13 protein-coding genes are annotated in these 16,760 nt (G+C 68.2%); 12 read left to right on the forward strand and 1 reads right to left on the reverse strand.

All coding sequences use genetic code 11. The features are described from left to right. Positions 1–35: 35 nt before the first annotated feature. The 10 genes from AC3RCC_RS02970 (at position 36) to AC3RCC_RS03015 (ending at position 12,534) form a co-directional block, all read left to right on the forward strand. Complete coding sequence (locus tag AC3RCC_RS02970) at positions 36–1,409, forward strand: peptidoglycan-binding domain-containing protein (protein WP_492257543.1); 1,374 nt, start codon at positions 36–38, stop codon at positions 1,407–1,409. A gap of 151 nt (positions 1,410–1,560) precedes the next feature. Beyond that, the gene (locus tag AC3RCC_RS02975) at positions 1,561–2,556 is read left to right on the forward strand and encodes a tripartite tricarboxylate transporter substrate binding protein (RefSeq protein ID WP_291635668.1); all 996 of its coding nucleotides are present in this window, start codon (positions 1,561–1,563) and stop codon (positions 2,554–2,556) included. Positions 2,557–2,638: 82 nt separating this feature from the next. After that, positions 2,639–3,112 (forward strand): tripartite tricarboxylate transporter TctB family protein, encoded by a 474-nt coding sequence (locus AC3RCC_RS02980; RefSeq protein ID WP_492257544.1) that lies wholly within the window; start codon positions 2,639–2,641, stop codon positions 3,110–3,112. Between the two features lie 10 nt (positions 3,113–3,122). After that, complete coding sequence (locus AC3RCC_RS02985) at positions 3,123–4,619, forward strand: tripartite tricarboxylate transporter permease (RefSeq protein WP_291635673.1); 1,497 nt, start codon at positions 3,123–3,125, stop codon at positions 4,617–4,619. Positions 4,620–4,686: 67 nt separating this feature from the next. Beyond that, the gene (locus tag AC3RCC_RS02990; RefSeq protein ID WP_492257545.1) at positions 4,687–6,873 is read left to right on the forward strand and encodes a primosomal protein N'; all 2,187 of its coding nucleotides are present in this window, start codon (positions 4,687–4,689) and stop codon (positions 6,871–6,873) included. 441 nt (positions 6,874–7,314) lie between these two features. Next, on the forward strand, positions 7,315–7,887 hold the full coding sequence (locus tag AC3RCC_RS02995; protein ID WP_291635677.1) for a F0F1 ATP synthase subunit delta: 573 nt from the start codon (positions 7,315–7,317) through the stop codon (positions 7,885–7,887). Then, positions 7,887–9,419 (forward strand): F0F1 ATP synthase subunit alpha, encoded by a 1,533-nt coding sequence (atpA, locus tag AC3RCC_RS03000; protein WP_291645937.1) that lies wholly within the window; start codon positions 7,887–7,889, stop codon positions 9,417–9,419. The genes AC3RCC_RS02995 and atpA overlap by 1 nt, the downstream gene beginning before the upstream one ends. A gap of 131 nt (positions 9,420–9,550) precedes the next feature. After that, complete coding sequence (locus AC3RCC_RS03005) at positions 9,551–10,420, forward strand: F0F1 ATP synthase subunit gamma (protein WP_291645938.1); 870 nt, start codon at positions 9,551–9,553, stop codon at positions 10,418–10,420. A gap of 70 nt (positions 10,421–10,490) precedes the next feature. Next, positions 10,491–11,969, forward strand: coding sequence for a F0F1 ATP synthase subunit beta (atpD, locus tag AC3RCC_RS03010; protein WP_291645939.1), 1,479 nt, complete (start codon positions 10,491–10,493; stop codon positions 11,967–11,969). Between the two features lie 151 nt (positions 11,970–12,120). After that, positions 12,121–12,534, forward strand: coding sequence for a F0F1 ATP synthase subunit epsilon (locus tag AC3RCC_RS03015; RefSeq protein WP_291642407.1), 414 nt, complete (start codon positions 12,121–12,123; stop codon positions 12,532–12,534). Between the two features lie 193 nt (positions 12,535–12,727). On the opposite strand, the gene AC3RCC_RS03020 is transcribed toward AC3RCC_RS03015, so the two are convergent. After that, positions 12,728–13,597, reverse strand: coding sequence for an HpcH/HpaI aldolase/citrate lyase family protein (locus AC3RCC_RS03020; protein WP_492257546.1), 870 nt, complete (start codon positions 13,595–13,597; stop codon positions 12,728–12,730). Between the two features lie 84 nt (positions 13,598–13,681). Between AC3RCC_RS03020 and AC3RCC_RS03025 the strand changes: the two genes are divergently transcribed. Together AC3RCC_RS03025 and AC3RCC_RS03030 are read left to right on the forward strand one after the other, a co-directional pair. Next, a complete protein-coding gene (locus AC3RCC_RS03025) occupies positions 13,682–15,394 on the forward strand; it encodes a serine/threonine dehydratase (RefSeq protein WP_492257547.1) in 1,713 nt (570 codons plus the stop codon). Between the two features lie 147 nt (positions 15,395–15,541). After that, complete coding sequence (locus AC3RCC_RS03030; RefSeq protein WP_291642410.1) at positions 15,542–16,603, forward strand: MaoC family dehydratase; 1,062 nt, start codon at positions 15,542–15,544, stop codon at positions 16,601–16,603. Positions 16,604–16,760: the final 157 nt, after the last annotated feature.

The raw sequence follows: 16,760 nt of genomic DNA on the forward strand, positions 1-16,760 counted from the left end.
GCAGCACTGCCTGCACGCCTGAACGGGAGGTCGTCTTGCTCAGTTTCCGGTCGATTCCCGGCCTCGTCGCAGCTCTGCTGCTTTGCCATGGGCCGGCGCTGGCACAGCCGCGCCCTGCGGATCCGCGCCTGGAAGCCGCAACGCGCATCTTCGAGGGGCTGTCAGAAGCCGAGCGCAAGGCGATCCAGGCCGATCTGATCTGGACCGGGCATCTCAACAGCGCCGCCACCGGCAATTTCGGACCGCTGACCTTCCGGGCCGTCAATGGCTTCAAGGCCGGGCGTGGTCAGCCGGACGGCCAGTTGAGCCCGGCGGAACGGCAGGAACTCGCCCGGCTGGCGCGGACGGCGCGCGAGGCGGCGGGGTTCGCGGTCGTCACGGACGAGCGCACCGGCGTGCGCATCGGCATCCCGCAAAGGCTGCTGCCGAAGCGCGAGGCCCTGCCGAACGGCGGCAGCCGCTGGCAGAGCGCCGATGGCAGGATCACGCTCGATGTCAGCGCCGGGCCGGCGAGCGAGCCGCTGGCGGCGCTGTTCGAGCGGCAGATCGCCGTCAATCCGAACGTGCCGCGCCGCATCACCTACAAGCTGCTGCAGCCGAGTTTCTTCGTCGTCGCCGGCGAGACGCCGGGTGGCAGGTTCTTCCGTAGGCAGGCGAGCGGACCGTCCGGTCTGCGCGGCTTCTCGGTCGGCTACGACAAGGCGGTGGCGGCAAGCTTCGACAAGGTCGTGACCGCGATCGCCGACAGTTTCGAGCCGTTTCCGACCGGTTCGGCTCCGGCGGCGCCCTCGGCAGGAACGGCGATGGCAAACGCGACGCCGGTCGCCGCAGCGACGGAGCGTCTCGGTGTCGGCCTCGTCGTGGCCCGGGAGCTGGTGCTGACGGCCGGGGTCGCGGTCGAGGCCTGCAAAGCGCTGAAGGTCGGCGGACATCCGGCGAAATTGCGGCTGCAGGATCAGGCGAGCGGGCTGGCCCTGCTCGACGTTCCCGGCCTCGGCGAGCAGCCGGGTCTCGGCCTGCGCGAGAATGCGGCGCAGCCGGCGCAAGCCGCGGTGGTGCTCGGTTTCGACGGCAATGGCGCGGCGCGCGGCGCCGTGGCGCTGGCTGCGGAATTGCGCGGCGAGGCCGTGCTCGCGCCGCTGCAGCCGGGTGGGGCGGGCAGCCCGGTCTTCGACCGGCAAGGTCGGCTCGCCGGGCTCGTCACTGCCGGTCCTTCGGACAAGGCGCTTGTCGCCGGCGTCGCTCCGCAGCGGAGTTATGCGATGGCGGACACGGGAGCGTTGCAGGCAATCCTGGCCCGGACGCAGACCCGGATTCCGGCTGCGAAAGGCGATGCGCCGGAGCAAAGTACCGGCGCGATCGTCGCGGCTACCGGAAAGGCCGTGGTCCCCGTGAGCTGCGCGCCCTGAGAAAAACTTGCATGCAAGCCGGTGCATACTGCATGCAAAACTGTTGCCTCTGCGGCTGCAATCAGTTCAGATGGCGCTCGAAGTTCAAGATGGCCCCGCTGCGTGGAGAAGCCGTCACCTTCTAAATCGATTGAAGTGGAGGAGCGCTATCGTGAGTGAGTTCAGCAGACGTACGATTCTGAAAGGTGCCGCGGCCGCCGGTGCGACCGGGCTGATCGCGCACCCGGCGATCGCCCAGGCACAATGGCCGAACCGGCCGGTGACCCTGGTCTGCCCCTGGGGAGCCGGCGGCGGCACGGACGCGACGGCGCGCATCGTCGCCGCCATGCTGGAAAAGAGCCTCGGTCAGCCCGTCAACGTGGTCAACCGGACCGGCGGCTCGGGCGTGGTCGGCCATTCGGCGATCGCGACGGCGGCGCCCGATGGCTACACGATCGGCATGATCACCGTCGAAATCACGATGATGCATCATCAGGGCCTGACCGAGCTCAATCCGACCAGCTACACGCCGCTCGCCCTGATGAACGAGGACCCGCCGGGCGTGCAGGTCTCGGCCTCGAGCCCCTACAAGGACATCAAGGCGCTGGCCGATGCGATCAAGGCTGCGCCTCCCGGCAAGTTCAAGGCCTCCGGCACCGGCCAGGGCGGCATCTGGCATCTGGCGCTGATCGGCTGGCTGGTCGCCATGGGCCTTAAGCCCGACCATGTCGCCTGGGCTCCGTCGAACGGCGCAGCGCCGGCGATGCAGGACCTGGCGGCGGGCGGCATCGACATCGTCACCTGCTCGGTCCCCGAGGCGCGTGCCATGCTCGATGCCGGTAAGGCGAAGTCGCTCGCCATCATGGCGAAGGCGCGCAACCCGCAGTTCAAGGACGTGCCGACCCTGAACGAGACCCTCGGCATCAACTACTCGGTCGGCGCCTGGCGTGGCATCGCCGGGCCGAAGGGGCTGCCCGAGGCGGTGCAGACCAAGCTCGTCGCCGAGCTGAAGAAGGCCTATGAGTCGAAGGAGTTCCAGGACTTCATGAATGCCCGCGGCTTCGGCATGACCTTCGCCGACCAGGCCGGCTTCACCAAGTTCATGGCCGACGGCGACAAGGCGATGGCGGCGGCGATGAGCGCCGCCGGGCTGGCGAAGAAGGCCTGATTCAATCTGATTTCGAACGGGCCGGCTTTGCCGACCCTGGCCCCGCGCGGAACTGCCGCGCGGGTCGATGGAGAGACTGCCAATGCGTTTCAACGACGCCGTGGTCGGGCTGGTGTTCCTCGCGATCGCCGCCGCCATGATCGCGATGACCTTTTCATTTCCGGCGTTTCCTGGCCAGCAATACGGGCCGAGCCTGTTTCCGCGCATTCTCGGCGCCGGAATCATCGGCTGCTCGGTGCTGCTGATACTCCGCGGCTGGCGCGAGCATGCGGCTGGCGGACGCTGGCTCCTGCTCGACGGCTGGACCTCGCAGCCGCGCCGCGTCGCCTCCTTCGCTTTGATGCTCGGCGCCATGGCGTTCTACATCCTTGCCTCCGAGCCCCTCGGCTTCATTCCCAGCGCCATGCTGATCCAGCTCGTGCTCTTTCTCTGGTTCGGCGTAAGGCCGCTGACGGCGGTCATCGTGGCGGTCGGCATGACGTTGCTGGTCCACTGGTTCTTCAGCTCGATGATGCGCGTGCCGCTGCCGCGCGGCATTCTCGACAGCGTGCTCTGAGGAGGCGGTAATGGGCGCAATCGCAACCGCCTTCGGGCTGGTCTTCGACCCTTATGTCCTGGCCATCATCATGGGCTCGGCCGTGTTCGGCATGTTCGTCGGAGCGATGCCGGGGCTGACCGCGACCATGGCCACGGCGCTCCTGGTGCCGGTCACCTTCTTCATGGCGCCCGTGCCGGCTCTCGGCGCGATCGTCACCGCGACCGCCATGGCGATCTTCGCAGGCGACATCCCGGCGGCGATGCTGCGCATGCCCGGCACGCCCGCCTCGGCGGCCTATGCCGATGAAAGCTATGAGATGACCAAGAAGGGTCAGCTCGATCTGTGCATGGGCGTCAATCTGGTCTTCTCGGTGCTCGGCGGTATTTTCGGTGTCGCCATCCTGGTGCTGCTGGCGCCGGTGCTCGCCGAGGTCGCGATCAATTTCTCCTCCTTCGAGTATTTCTGGCTCGCCTGCCTCGGACTGACCTGCGCCGTCTTCATCGGAACGGGCGATCCGCTGAAAGGGCTGCTTTCGCTGTTCATCGGCCTCGCCATCGGCACGGTCGGCATCGATCCGGCGGCCGGCCAGCCGCGCTTCACCTTCGGCAATGTCGACCTGTTGTCGGGCATCAACTTCATCCCGACGCTGATCGGCATGTTCGCCGTCTCGGAGCTGCTGCGCGGTGCCGTGACGATGGAGGCGGCCGGCGCGCGGGTTCAGCAGGCGGTCGGCAACATGTTCGCCGGCCTCGGCGACGTGACGCGCCGCTACTGGAAGAACTTCATCCGCGGCTCGGTGATCGGAACCGTGATCGGGGCCCTGCCGGGCGCCGGGGCCGACATCGCCGCCTGGGTCTCCTATGCCGTCTCGAAGAAGATGTCGAAGGAGCCGGAGAAGTTCGGGACCGGCCATATCGAAGGCATCGTCGACTCGACCTCGGCCAATAATTCGGCGCTGGGCGGCGCCTGGATCCCGGCCCTGGTCTTCGGCATCCCCGGCGATTCGATCACGGCGATCGTCATCGGCGTGCTCTACATGAAGGGCATGAACCCCGGCCCGACAGTCTTCCTGCAGACGCCGGAGCTGATCTATGCCGTCTTCATCATCTTCATCCTCGCCAATCTGCTGATGTTCCCGCTCGGCTGGGCGGCGATCAAATCGGCCAAGCAGATCCTGCGCGTGCCGCGTAACATCCTGCTGCCGGTGATCCTGATCTTCTGCATGGTCGGCTCCTTCGCCATGACCAATTCGCTCTACGGCGTGGTGCTGATGGTCGTCATGGGCGTCTTCGGCTGGCTGCTCGAGGAGCACGGCATCCCGGTCGCGCCGCTGATCCTCGGCCTGGTGCTCGGCGAGATGCTCGAGCAGAACTTCATGAGCTCGATGATCAAGGCGAGCGGCTCCTTCATCGGCTTCCTCGACCGGCCGATCGCCGGCACGCTCGGGGCGCTGACCATGCTGCTCTGGGTCGTGATGGCCTGGAAGGCGCTGCCCTTCGGGCGGCGCCAGCCCGTCGCCGCCTGAGCCGCTCGCCGGCGGTGGCTTCGCTTCTGGCCGGCCATCGCAGCGAATCAGTGCTAGAGACGGGCGCATGGACGATGCGCTCGACGAGGGGCAGGGCGGCGGCACGGTCGAGGTGCTGATCCCGCTCGGTCTCGACCAGGCTTACAGCTACGCCGTCCCGGCCGGGCTCGCGCTCGCGCCGGGCGACGTCGTTCAGGTGCCGCTCGGGCCGCGCGAGACGATCGGCGTGGTCTGGGAACGCGGCTCGGGCCGCGGCGGCAACCTCAAGAAGGTCGCGGCCAAGCTCGACCTGCCGCCGCTCGATCCGGCGCTGATGAAACTGGTCGACTGGGTCGCCTGGTACACGCTCGCCGCCAAAGGTTCGGTGCTGGCACTCGCCCTGCGCCGGCCGCCGGACGACCGGCCCGAGCGCCCCAAGCTCGGTGTGCGGCTGGTCGGCCCGCCGCCGGCCCGGATGACGCCGGCCCGCGCCCGCGCCATCGCCGCGGCCGAAGGCGGATTGCTGGTCGGCAAGTCGGCGCTGGCCGAGGCGGCCTCGGTCAGTGCCGCGGTGATCGATTCGCTGGTCGATGCCGGTACCTTCTGTGTTGAGGCGCTGCCCCAGCAGGCGATCGCCGCGAGGCCTGATCCGGACCATGCGAGGCCGGCGCTCTCCGCGGGCCAGCAGGAGGTGGCGGGGAGCCTCGTCGCCGCCGTGCGCAGCCAGGCCTACAGCGTCGCGCTGCTCGAGGGCGTCACCGGCTCCGGCAAGACCGAGGTTTATTTCGAGGCGGTCGCCGAGGCGATCCGGCTCGGGCGCCAGAGCCTGATCCTGATGCCGGAAATCGCGCTGACGGCGCAGTTCATCGACCGTTTCGAGAGCCGCTTCGGTGTCCGGCCCGGCCTCTGGCATTCGGCGGTGAGCGGGCGCCGCCGCGAGCGGCTGCAGGCGGCGATCGCCGAGGGCGAGGCTCTGGTCGTCGCCGGCGCACGCTCGGCGCTGTTCCTGCCCTATCGCGACCTTGGCCTGATCATCGTCGACGAGGAGCACGAGGCCGCCTACAAACAGGAGGACGGCGTCGCCTATCACGCCCGTGACATGGCGGTGGTGCGCGGCAAGATCGAGAGCGCGCCGGTGGTGCTGGCCTCGGCGACGCCCTCGCTGGAGACGCGGGTCAATGCCGAGCGCGGGCGCTATCTCCATCTCAGGCTGCCGGAACGCTTCGGCGGGAGGCAATTGCCGTCGCTCGGCCTGGTCGACCTGCGCCGCGACAAGCCCGAGCGCGGGCGCTGGATTTCTGGGGCGCTGATCAAGGCGGTCGAGGCCAATCTCGAGGCGAAGGAGCAGTCTCTGCTCTTCCTCAACCGGCGCGGCTATGCGCCGCTGACGCTCTGCCGCGATTGCGGCCATCGCTTCCAGTGCCCGAACTGCTCGGCCTGGCTGGTCGACCATCGTTTCCGCCGCGCTCTGGTCTGCCATCATTGCGGCCATGTCGAGCGCCGGCCGCATGAATGCCCTTCCTGCCACAAACCGGAGACGCTGGCCGCCTGCGGCCCCGGTGTCGAGCGCCTCGCCGAGGAGGTCGCGACCCTGTTCCCGCAGGCGCGGGCGATCGTGCTGTCGAGCGATTTCCCGGGCGGGACCGAGCGCCTGAAGCAGGAGCTGATGGCAGTCGCCGCAGGCGAGTTCGACATCGTCATCGGCACCCAGCTCGTCGCCAAGGGCCATAATTTCCCGGGCATGACGCTGGTCGGCGTGGTCGATGCCGATCTCGGCCTGACCTCGGGCGATCCGCGCGCCGCCGAGCGCACCTTCCAGGCGCTGCGCCAGGTCACCGGCCGGGCCGGGCGCGGCGAGAAGCCGGGGCGCGCATTGCTGCAGACCCATGATCCCGCTCACCCCGTCCTGAAGGCGCTGGTCTCCGGCGATCCCGAACGCTTCTACGCCGCAGAGACGGCGGCGCGCGAGGCGGCCGGGCTGCCGCCCTTCGGTCGCCTCGCGGCGCTGATCGTCTCGGCCAATGCGCAGGCCGAGGCCGAGACCCATGCAAGGGCGCTGGCCCGCTGCGCCGAGGCGCCGGCCGGCGTCGCCGTCCTGGGGCCGGCCGAGGCACCGCTCGCCATCCTGCGTGGGCGCCACCGCATGCGGCTGATCGTGCGCACCTCACGGGAGATCGATCTGCAGGGCTATCTGCGCGCCTGGCTGAAGCGGGCGCCGCGGCCGAAGGGCTCGGTCAGGGTGACGGTCGATGTCGATCCGCAGAGCTTTCTCTAGCGAATCTCCGAGTTTCGCCGAAACGCGAAACCGCCCTGCGCCCCTGTCATGTAGAATTGTCTTCGCGCGAGCCGGCGGCCGCCTCGCGCGAAAATGTGCCGGACCGCGATCGGCCTTGCCGAAAGGCGCCATGTCGCCTCCAGAGTCCGAGCACCGGACCGGCCGGTTGGAGCCTGCATCGAGCGTGGCCACGGGCCGAGTCGCCGGCCTTGTCGCGCGGTTGGCGCATGGGGCGCTTCCTTTGACCGCATCCAAAGCGTGCGCTACCCCGTTCCGTCGGGTTGCGGCCCCCCGATCCCCATGCTAGTGCACCGCCGCAATCCAAGCGCGGCGCGCCCTGGCAACGGGCGGGCGTGCGCTTGATCATCGCAGCGTCGGGACCATGCACTCCACCTTCGTCAGAAGGTCGCCGGGGCGGTCCCTTGGAAGAGAGAGCGAAGCGTGGCCCAGGGCGGATCGCAGGAACAGTCCCCTGTCTCGGGTGTTGCCGGGCGCTATGCCACGGCTCTGTTCGAGCTGGCCACCGAGGCCAAGACGGTCGATGCCGTCGCCACCGATCTCGATTCTTTCAGCGCGATGATCGCCGAGAGCGCCGATCTGCAGCGGCTGATCGGCAGCCCGGCCTTCTCCGCCCAGGATCAGGTCGCAGCCGTCAACGCGCTGCTCGCCAAGGCCGGGATCGCGGGGCTCGCCGCCAATTTCATCGGCCTCGTCGCCAGCAAGCGCCGTCTGTTCGCGCTGCCGGGCATGATCCGCGCCTACCGCGCCAAGGTCGCCGAGGCCAAGGGCATCGTCAGCGCCGAGGTGACGCTGGCCGAGGAGCCCTCCGCCGCCCAGCTCAAGGACATCACCGCGACTCTCAAGGACGTCGCTGGCCAGGATGTCGCGCTTTCCGTGAAGATCGACCCGGCCATCATCGGCGGACTCGTCGTCAAGATGGGCTCGCGCATGGTCGATGCGTCCCTGAAAACCAAACTCAATTCAATTCGTCTTGCCATGAAAGAGGTCGGCTGATGGACATCCGCGCCGCTGAAATCTCCGCGATCCTGAAGACCCAGATCAGCAATTTCGGGTCCGAGGCGTCCGTCACCGAAGTCGGTCAGGTTCTCTCCGTCGGCGACGGCATCGCCCGCGTCTACGGCCTCGACAAGGTCCAGGCCGGCGAGATGGTCGAGTTCGAGTCCGGCGTGCGCGGCATGGCCCTCAACCTCGAGAGCGACAATGTCGGCGTCGTGATCTTCGGTTCCGACCGCGAGATCAAGGAAGGCCAGACCGTCAAGCGCACCGGCGCCATCGTCGACGTGCCGGTCGGCAAGGAGCTGCTCGGCCGCGTCGTCGACGCGCTCGGCAACCCGATCGACGGCAAGGGCCCGATCAAGGCCAAGACCCGCGCCCGCGTCGACGTCAAGGCGCCCGGCATCATTCCGCGCAAGTCGGTGCACGAGCCGATGGCGACCGGCCTCAAGGCGATCGACGCCCTGATCCCGATCGGCCGCGGCCAGCGCGAGCTGATCATCGGTGACCGCCAGACCGGCAAGACCGCCGTGGCGCTCGACACGATCCTGAACCAGAAGTCGCTCAACGTCGAAGGCGCTGACGAGCAGCAGAAGCTGTACTGCGTCTACGTCGCCGTCGGCCAGAAGCGCTCCACCGTCGCCCAGTTCGTGAAGGTGCTCGAGGAGCGCGGCGCGCTGGAGTACTCGATCGTCGTCGCCGCGACCGCCTCGGACGCCGCCCCGATGCAGTTCCTGGCGCCCTTCGCCGGCTGCGCCATGGGCGAGTATTTCCGCGACAACGGCATGCACGCCGTGATCATCTATGACGACCTCTCCAAGCAGGCCGTCGCCTATCGCCAGATGTCGCTGCTGCTGCGCCGTCCGCCGGGCCGCGAGGCCTATCCGGGCGACGTGTTCTATCTCCACTCCCGCCTGCTCGAGCGCGCCGCCAAGATGGGCGACGCCGCCGGCAAGGGCTCGCTGACGGCGCTGCCGGTCATCGAGACCCAGGCCAACGACGTCTCGGCCTATATCCCGACCAACGTGATCTCGATCACCGACGGGCAGATCTTCCTCGAGACCGACCTGTTCTACCAGGGCATCCGCCCGGCGGTGAACGTCGGCCTTTCGGTGTCGCGCGTCGGCTCGGCCGCGCAGACCAAGGCGACCAAGAAGGTCGCGGGCAAGATCAAGGGCGAGCTCGCCCAGTATCGCGAGATGGCGGCCTTCGCCCAGTTCGGCTCGGACCTCGACGCGGTCACGCAGCGCCTGCTCAACCGCGGCGCCCGCCTGACCGAGCTCCTGAAGCAGGGCCAGTTCTCGCCGCTGAAGATGGAAGAGCAGACGGTCGTGATCTATGCCGGCGTCAACGGCTATCTCGACCCGCTGCCGGTCAACAAGGTCCGCGCCTTCGAGGACGGCCTGCTCTCGCTGGTCCGTGCCAAGCACGCCGACCTGCTGAACGAGATCGGCTCGACGAAGGATCTTTCGGACGCGAACGCCGCGAAGCTGAAGGACATCGTCTCGGGCTTCGCCAAGACGTTCGCCTGAGGCGTGCAAGCGCATGGCCGGGCGAATGCCCGGCCATGAGGGTCAAGGACACGGCTGGTCGCGAAGATCGCGGCCGCTGCGGATCGAGACGGGATTGGCCGCGCGCGGTCATGACGGGGTGAGAGCTAGACATGCCTTCATTGAAGGACCTGCGTAACCGGATCGCCTCGGTGAAGGCGACGCAGAAGATCACCAAGGCCATGCAGATGGTCGCGGCGGCGAAGCTGCGCCGCGCCCAGATGGCGGCCGAAGCCGCTCGTCCCTATGCCGAGCGCATGGAGAAGGTGCTGGCCAATCTCGCCGGCGGCATCTCCGGCGACAGCGCGCCGCGCCTGATCTCCGGCACCGGCTCGGACAAGGTCCACCTGCTCGTGGTCTTCACCGCCGAGCGCGGCCTGTGCGGCGCCTTCAACTCGTCGATCGCCCGTCTGGCGCGCGACAAGGCGCAGGCGCTCAAGGCAGAGGGCAAGACGGTCAAGATCCTCTGCGTCGGCAAGAAGGGCTATGACGCCCTGAAGCGGCTGTTCGAGAACGACATCATCCAGGTCGTCGACCTGCGCGAGTTCAAGCAGGTCGGCTTCGCCAATGCCGAGGCGATCACCCAGAACATCCTGACGCGCTTCGCCGCCGGCGAGTTCGACGTCGCGACGATCTTCTTCTCGAAGTTCAAATCGGTGATCTCGCAGATCCCGACGGCCCAGCGCATCATTCCGGCCGAGATCCCGGCCGGCACCGCGACCACCGAAGCGGTCTATGATTACGAGCCCGAGGAAGGCGAGATCCTCGAGACGCTGCTGCCGCGCAACCTGACGGTCCAGGTGCTGCGGGCGCTGCTCGAGAACGCCGCCTCCGAACAGGGCGCCCGCATGTCCGCGATGGACTCCGCCACCCGCAATGCGGGCGAGATGATCAAGAAGCAGACGCAGATCTACAACCGCTCGCGTCAGGCGATGATCACCAAGGAACTCATCGAGATCATCTCCGGCGCGGAAGCGCTCTAATCGCCGCCTGAACATTAGGCCGGCGCGCCGGCCACCGACACGCTGAACGCGAATCCGAGGTTTTAAAACCATGGCCAAAGCCGCAACCAAGACCAAGTCCGCCGAGAAGCCCGCCAACACCGGTACCGGCCGCGTCGCGCAGGTCATCGGCGCTGTCGTCGACGTGCAGTTCGACGGCGCCCTGCCGGAGATCCTGAACGCGCTCGAGACCGACAATCTCGGCAACCGCCTGGTCCTCGAGGTGGCGCAGCATCTCGGCGAGAACACCGTGCGCACCATCGCCATGGACTCGACCGAAGGTCTGGTGCGCGGCCAGTCCGTCACCGACACCGGCGCCCCGATCTCGGTGCCGGTCGGCGACGAGTGCCTGGGCCGCATCATGAACGTGATCGGCGAGCCGGTCGACGAGGCCGGCCCGATCGGCGCCGCGACCTCGCGCGGCATCCACCAGCCGGCCCCGAGCTATTCCGAGCAGTCGACCGAGGCGCAGATCCTCGTCACCGGCATCAAGGTCGTCGACCTCCTGGCTCCCTACGCCAAGGGCGGCAAGATCGGCCTGTTCGGCGGCGCGGGCGTCGGCAAGACCGTGCTGATCATGGAGCTGATCAACAACGTCGCGAAGGCCCACGGTGGCTACTCGGTGTTCGCCGGCGTCGGCGAGCGTACCCGCGAGGGCAACGACCTCTATCACGAGATGATCGAGTCGAACGTCAACAAGGACCCGAAGGAGAACGGCGGCTCGGCGGCCGGCTCCAAGTGCGCCCTCGTCTATGGCCAGATGAACGAGCCGCCGGGCGCCCGCGCCCGCGTCGCCCTGACCGGCCTGACCGTCGCCGAGCACTTCCGCGACCAGGGCCAGGACGTGCTGTTCTTCGTCGACAACATCTTCCGCTTCACCCAGGCGGGTTCGGAAGTGTCGGCGCTGCTCGGCCGCATCCCCTCGGCGGTGGGCTATCAGCCGACGCTCGCCACCGACATGGGCGCGCTGCAGGAGCGCATCACCACCACGACCAAGGGCTCGATCACCTCGGTGCAGGCGATCTACGTGCCGGCGGACGACCTGACCGACCCGGCCCCGGCGACCTCCTTCGCCCACCTGGACGCCACGACCGTGCTTTCGCGCTCGATCGCGGAAAAGGGCATCTACCCAGCGGTCGACCCGCTCGACTCGACCTCGCGCATGCTCTCGCCCGCCATCGTCGGCGAGGAGCACTATGCGGTGGCCCGCCAGGTCCAGCAGATCCTCCAGCGCTACAAGGCGCTGCAGGACATCATCGCGATCCTCGGCATGGACGAGCTCTCGGAAGAGGACAAGACGGCGGTCGCCCGCGCCCGCAAGATCGAGCGCTTCCTGTCGCAGCCCTTCCACGTCGCCGAAGTCTTCACCGGCTCGCCGGGCAAGCTCGTCGCGCTCGAGGACACGATCAAGAGCTTCAAGGGTCTGGTCGAGGGCAAGTACGACCACCTGCCGGAAGCGGCCTTCTACATGGTCGGCTCGATCGACGAGGCGATCGAGAAGGCGCAGCGCCTGGCCGCCGAAGCGGCGTAAGTTTCACGGGCCAATCCGGCCGGCCCTGCCGGCCGGGAGACGTGACACGCGTCATTCTCGGGCCTGGCCCGAGAATCTCTGGACGAGAAGACACTGGTTTCAGAGATGGTCGGGTCAAGCCCGACCATGACGAGCCTGGAGAGATTGTACGATGGCCACCTTCAAGTTCGAACTCGTCTCGCCGGAGCGCATCCTGTTCTCGGGTGAGGTCGTCAGCGTCATCGTCCCCTCGGTCGAGGGCGAGATGACGATCCTGGCCGGTCACGCCCCGCTGGTGGCGGTGCTGAAGCCCGGCATCGTGATGCTCCAGACCGATGCCAACAACGGCAAGGAATTCTACGTTTCCGGCGGCATTGCCGAGGTCAATGCCGAGAGCCTGACCATTCTCGCGGAGCAGGCTCGCTTCATCGAGGACGTCAACCTTTCTGTGCTCGACCAGGAAATCGTGACCGCCGAGACCCGTCTCGCCGGCTCGCAGGACGAGGCCGAGCAGAAGCGCCTTGCGGAGCAGCTGGTGCAGCTGCGCGAGTTCCGCGGCGTCTTTGAGGATCGCAAGGCCGCCTGACGCGGAGCCGATCGACGGAATTGAGAGGCTGGGAGCTTGCTCCCGGCCTTTTTTATTGTGACGCCGGACCGCATCACGAGCGTGCCTTCGTGATGGGCCTGCCAACAGAGCCGCAGCCCCCCGCCTGAGGCGTGAAGGCGCCGCGGCCCTCCTGGCAGGTGATCCCGAGCGAAATCGGTCCGAACTGCGAGGCTCAGATCGCCTCGGCGAGCGCGACGACACGGCGCGCCATCTCGGCATGCAGGCGCTCGACCATGCGGCCATCGAGCTGGATCGCGCCCTTGTCGGCGTTCTCGGGTTGCTCGAAGGCGGCGATGATCGCGCGGGCGCGCTCGAGCTCGGCAGTTTCAGGGGCGAAAACGGTATTGGCGGCCCCGACCTGATTGGGATGGATCAGCGTCTTGCCGTCGAAGCCGAGATCGCGGCCCTGCTCGCACTCGGCCAGGAAGCCGACCTCGTCCTTGAGGTCGTTGTAGACTCCGTCGATCACGTCGAGCCCATGGGCGCGCGCCGCCAGGATCGCCGTGGTGAGCCAGGGCAGCATCGGCGCCCGGCCGGGCACGAAACGCGCGCGCGTCTCCTTGGCGAGGTCGTTGGTGCCGAGGACGAAACAGGCGAGCCGGGTCGAGGGATCGCGCGCGGCGCGGGCGATGCGCTCACAGTCGAGGATGGCGAGCGGGGTCTCGATCATCGCCCAGATCTGCGTCTCCGGCTTGGCCCAGAGCCCGACCAGACGCTGGCCGATCTCGACCAGCGTCTCCGGGGAAGCGACTTTCGGGATCAGGATCGCGTCGGGCGCGGCTTCCGTGGCGGCGGCCAGATCGGCATCGAACCAGGGAGTGTCGAGCCCGTTGGTGCGGATCACCAGTTCCCGTCGGCCATAGCCGCCGGCCTTGACGGCGTCGCAGACCTGGATACGGGCGAGGTCCTTGGCCTCCGGCGCGACCGCGTCCTCGAGATCGAGGATCAGGGCGTCGGCCGCAATCTCGCGCGCCTTTTCGAGGGCGCGGGCATTGGAGCCGGGCATATAGAGCACGCTGCGGCGCGGACGGATTTCGGTCATGGCGACACTCCTCACGGTTCTTATTGCAGCGCACACTAAACGCTGCGCAATGGCGACGTCACCCCCGGGCGGGAGAATTCGAGAATGGGCTGGATCGTGGGCGTGGATGGCTGCAAGGTCGGTTGGATCGCAGCTTCCTGTGACGTTTCGACAACCAAGGCCCCGACCCTGCGGGTCGAGCGCAGCTGGAGTGGCCTGATCCGCAGCTTGCCGCCGGGCAGCCTGGTCGCGGTCGACATGCCGATCGGCCTGCCGGACCATATCGAGCGGGCCGGCCGCGGGCCGGAGCAGGCGGTACGCAGCCTGCTCGGGGCGCGGCAATCCTCGGTCTTCGCGATTCCCTCGCGGGCCGCGGTCTATGCCGACACTTATCGGGAAGCTTGCAGCGCCGCGCTCGCGACCTCGTCGCCGCCGCGCAAAGTGTCGCGGCAGGGCTTCCACCTCTTCCCGAAGATCCGCGAGATCGACGGTTTCCTGCGGGCGGAGCCCGCCTGGCGCGGGGCAATCTTCGAGGTGCATCCGGAGCTCGCCTTCCGCACCTTGCGGGGCGCGCCCCTGCAGCACCCCAAAAAGATCAAGGGCGTCGTCAATCCCGAAGGCATGGCGGAGCGGCGGGCGCTGCTGCGGGCCGCCGGCCTCGCCGAAGAGGTGCTGGCCGCCGCGCCACCTCGCGGTGCCGCAGCCGATGACGTGCTCGACGCACTCGCGGCCCTGATCGTCGCCCGGCACATTGCGGCCGGGCGTGGGAGACCCTTTCCGGATCGGCCGGGACGCGATAGCCACGGTCTTCCCATCGCGATCTGGAGCTTCGCGCCGGATCGGCCCGCTTCGCAGGATATCGCCATGTCTGACCAGCCCGTTCCGCGCCCGATGATCGAAGCCGCGGCCGAACGCATCGCCGGCCATGCCCGCACCACGCCGGTGATGCGGCTCGGAACCGGCGCCTTCGGATCGCGCGCCGATGTCTCGCTCAAGCTCGAATGCCTGCAGCATGCCGGCTCGTTCAAGACGCGCGGTGCCTTCAACAATCTGCTCTCGCTCGATGTCCCGGCTGCCGGGGTGGCGGCGGCGTCGGGCGGGAATCACGGCGCGGCCGTCGCCTATGCCGCCGGCAAGCGCGGGGTCAGGGCGACGATCTTCGTGCCGGAGATCTCGCCGGCCGCGAAGGTCGAGGCGATCCGGCGCTTCGGCGCCGATGTCCGCATCGGCGGCGCGCAATATGATGACGCCCAGGCGGCCTGCGACCAGTTCGTCGCCGAAACGGGCGCGCTCAAGATCCATCCCTTCGCCGCCCCTGAGACGATGGCCGGCCAGGGCACGCTCGCGAAGGAATGGCAGAGCCAGGAGCCGGATCTCGACACGGTGCTCGTCGCCGTCGGCGGTGGCGGGCTGATCTCCGGCATCGCCTCCTGGTTCGCAGGCACCAGGGTCAAGGTCGTCGGCGTCGAACCTGAAGGCTCGCGGGCGTTGCAGGCGGCGCTGGAGGCCAAGGCGCCGATGACCGTGCAGGTCACCTCCGTTGCGGCGGATTCGCTGGGCGCGCGCAATGTCGGCCAGCTCGTCTACGATGTCTGCAAGGACACGGTCGATCATGTCGTGCTCGTGCCCGACAGCGCGATCGGCGAGGCGCAAGGCGCGCTCTGGCGCGATTTCCGCCTCGCGGTCGAGCCTGGTGGGGCTGCGGCGCTCGCGGCGCTGCTCCACGGCGCCTATAAGCCGGGGCCGGGCGAGCGGGTCGGCGTCCTCGTCTGCGGTGCCAATGTCGATCTCGCCCGTCTGCAGACGGTGGCGGGGTAGGCGGCTCTCGCATCGCCAATGCGCCGAAGCGGCGGCCGGAGGGCTCTTCGGCGCGCTTCGGCCGGGCTGTCGCGATCCTACCCGCTGCCGGCTTTACCTGCGCCCCCGTTGCAGCGCACAATCGCGTTTCCGCAACGAGAGCCCGTCATGTCCGAGATCGCCCCCAAGACCAGCCCCGGCCGCTTCTTCGAGGATTTTCGCCTGGGCGAGACGATCGTGCATGCGACGCCGCGCACGGTGACGAGCGGCGATGTCGCGCTCTACACGGCGCTCTACGGGGCACGCTTCGCGGTGCAGTCCTCGGACGCGCTGGCCAAGGCGATCGGCTACCCTGCCGCGCCTGTCGACGATCTCCTGGTCTTCCATATCGTCTTCGGCAAGACCGTTCCGGATATCTCGATCAACGCCGTCGCCAATCTCGGCTATGCCGATGGCCGCTTCCTGAGGCCGGTCTATCCGGGCGATACGCTCTCGGCGACCTCGGAGGTCATCGGGCTGAAACAGACCTCGGGTGGCGAGGCCGGCATCGTCTATGTCCGCTCGATCGGCCGCAACCAGCATGGCGAGATCGTGCTGAGCTATGCCCGCTGGGTGCTGGTGCGCAAGCGCAGCCCCGGTACGCCGGCGGCGTTCGAACTGGTTCCCGAGCTGCCCAAGGCAGTGCTTCCGGACGCCCTGGGTGAGAGCTGCCCGGCGCTCGCGCTCGCCGGCTATGATGACGGGCTCGCCGGCTCGCCCTTCCGCTGGGGCGACTACCGGGCGGGCGAGCGCATCGACCATGTCGACGGCATGACCGTCGAGGAAGCGGAGCATCAGATCGCGACGCGGCTCTACCAGAACACCGCCAAGGTGCATTTCGACGGCCATGGCGCGCGCGAAACCCGTTTCGGCAAGCGCCTGATCTATGGCGGCCATGTCATCAGCCTGGCGCGAGCCCTGTCCTTCAACGGGCTCGGCAATGCCTTCCATGTCGCCGCGATCAATGCCGGCCGGCATGTCGCGCCGCTCTTCGCCGGCGACACGGTCTATGCCTGGAGCGAGGTGCTCGAGGCGGCCGAGCTGCCGGGACGGGAGGATGTCGGGGCGCTGCGCCTGCGGCTCGTCGCGGCCAAGAACCTGCCCTGCAACGAGCACCCGTTGAAACTGGGCGACCAATATGCCGAGGGCGTCATCCTCGATTTCGACTATTGGGCGCTGCTGCCGCGCTGAAAGCCTGCCAGGCGCGGTCCGAACCGCATATCCTCCCGGTTCGGAGCCTGAAGGCAGCAGGCGGGCCGGCTTTCGCATGGCGGCTTGCAAGAGCGGGATCCGGCGAGCTAAAGTTACAGGATCGCGTTTCTGTAACCGAGCCTTGACGCTCTCGCAT

It is taken from the genome of Allobosea sp. GW823-FHT01F03, assembly GCF_058798075.1.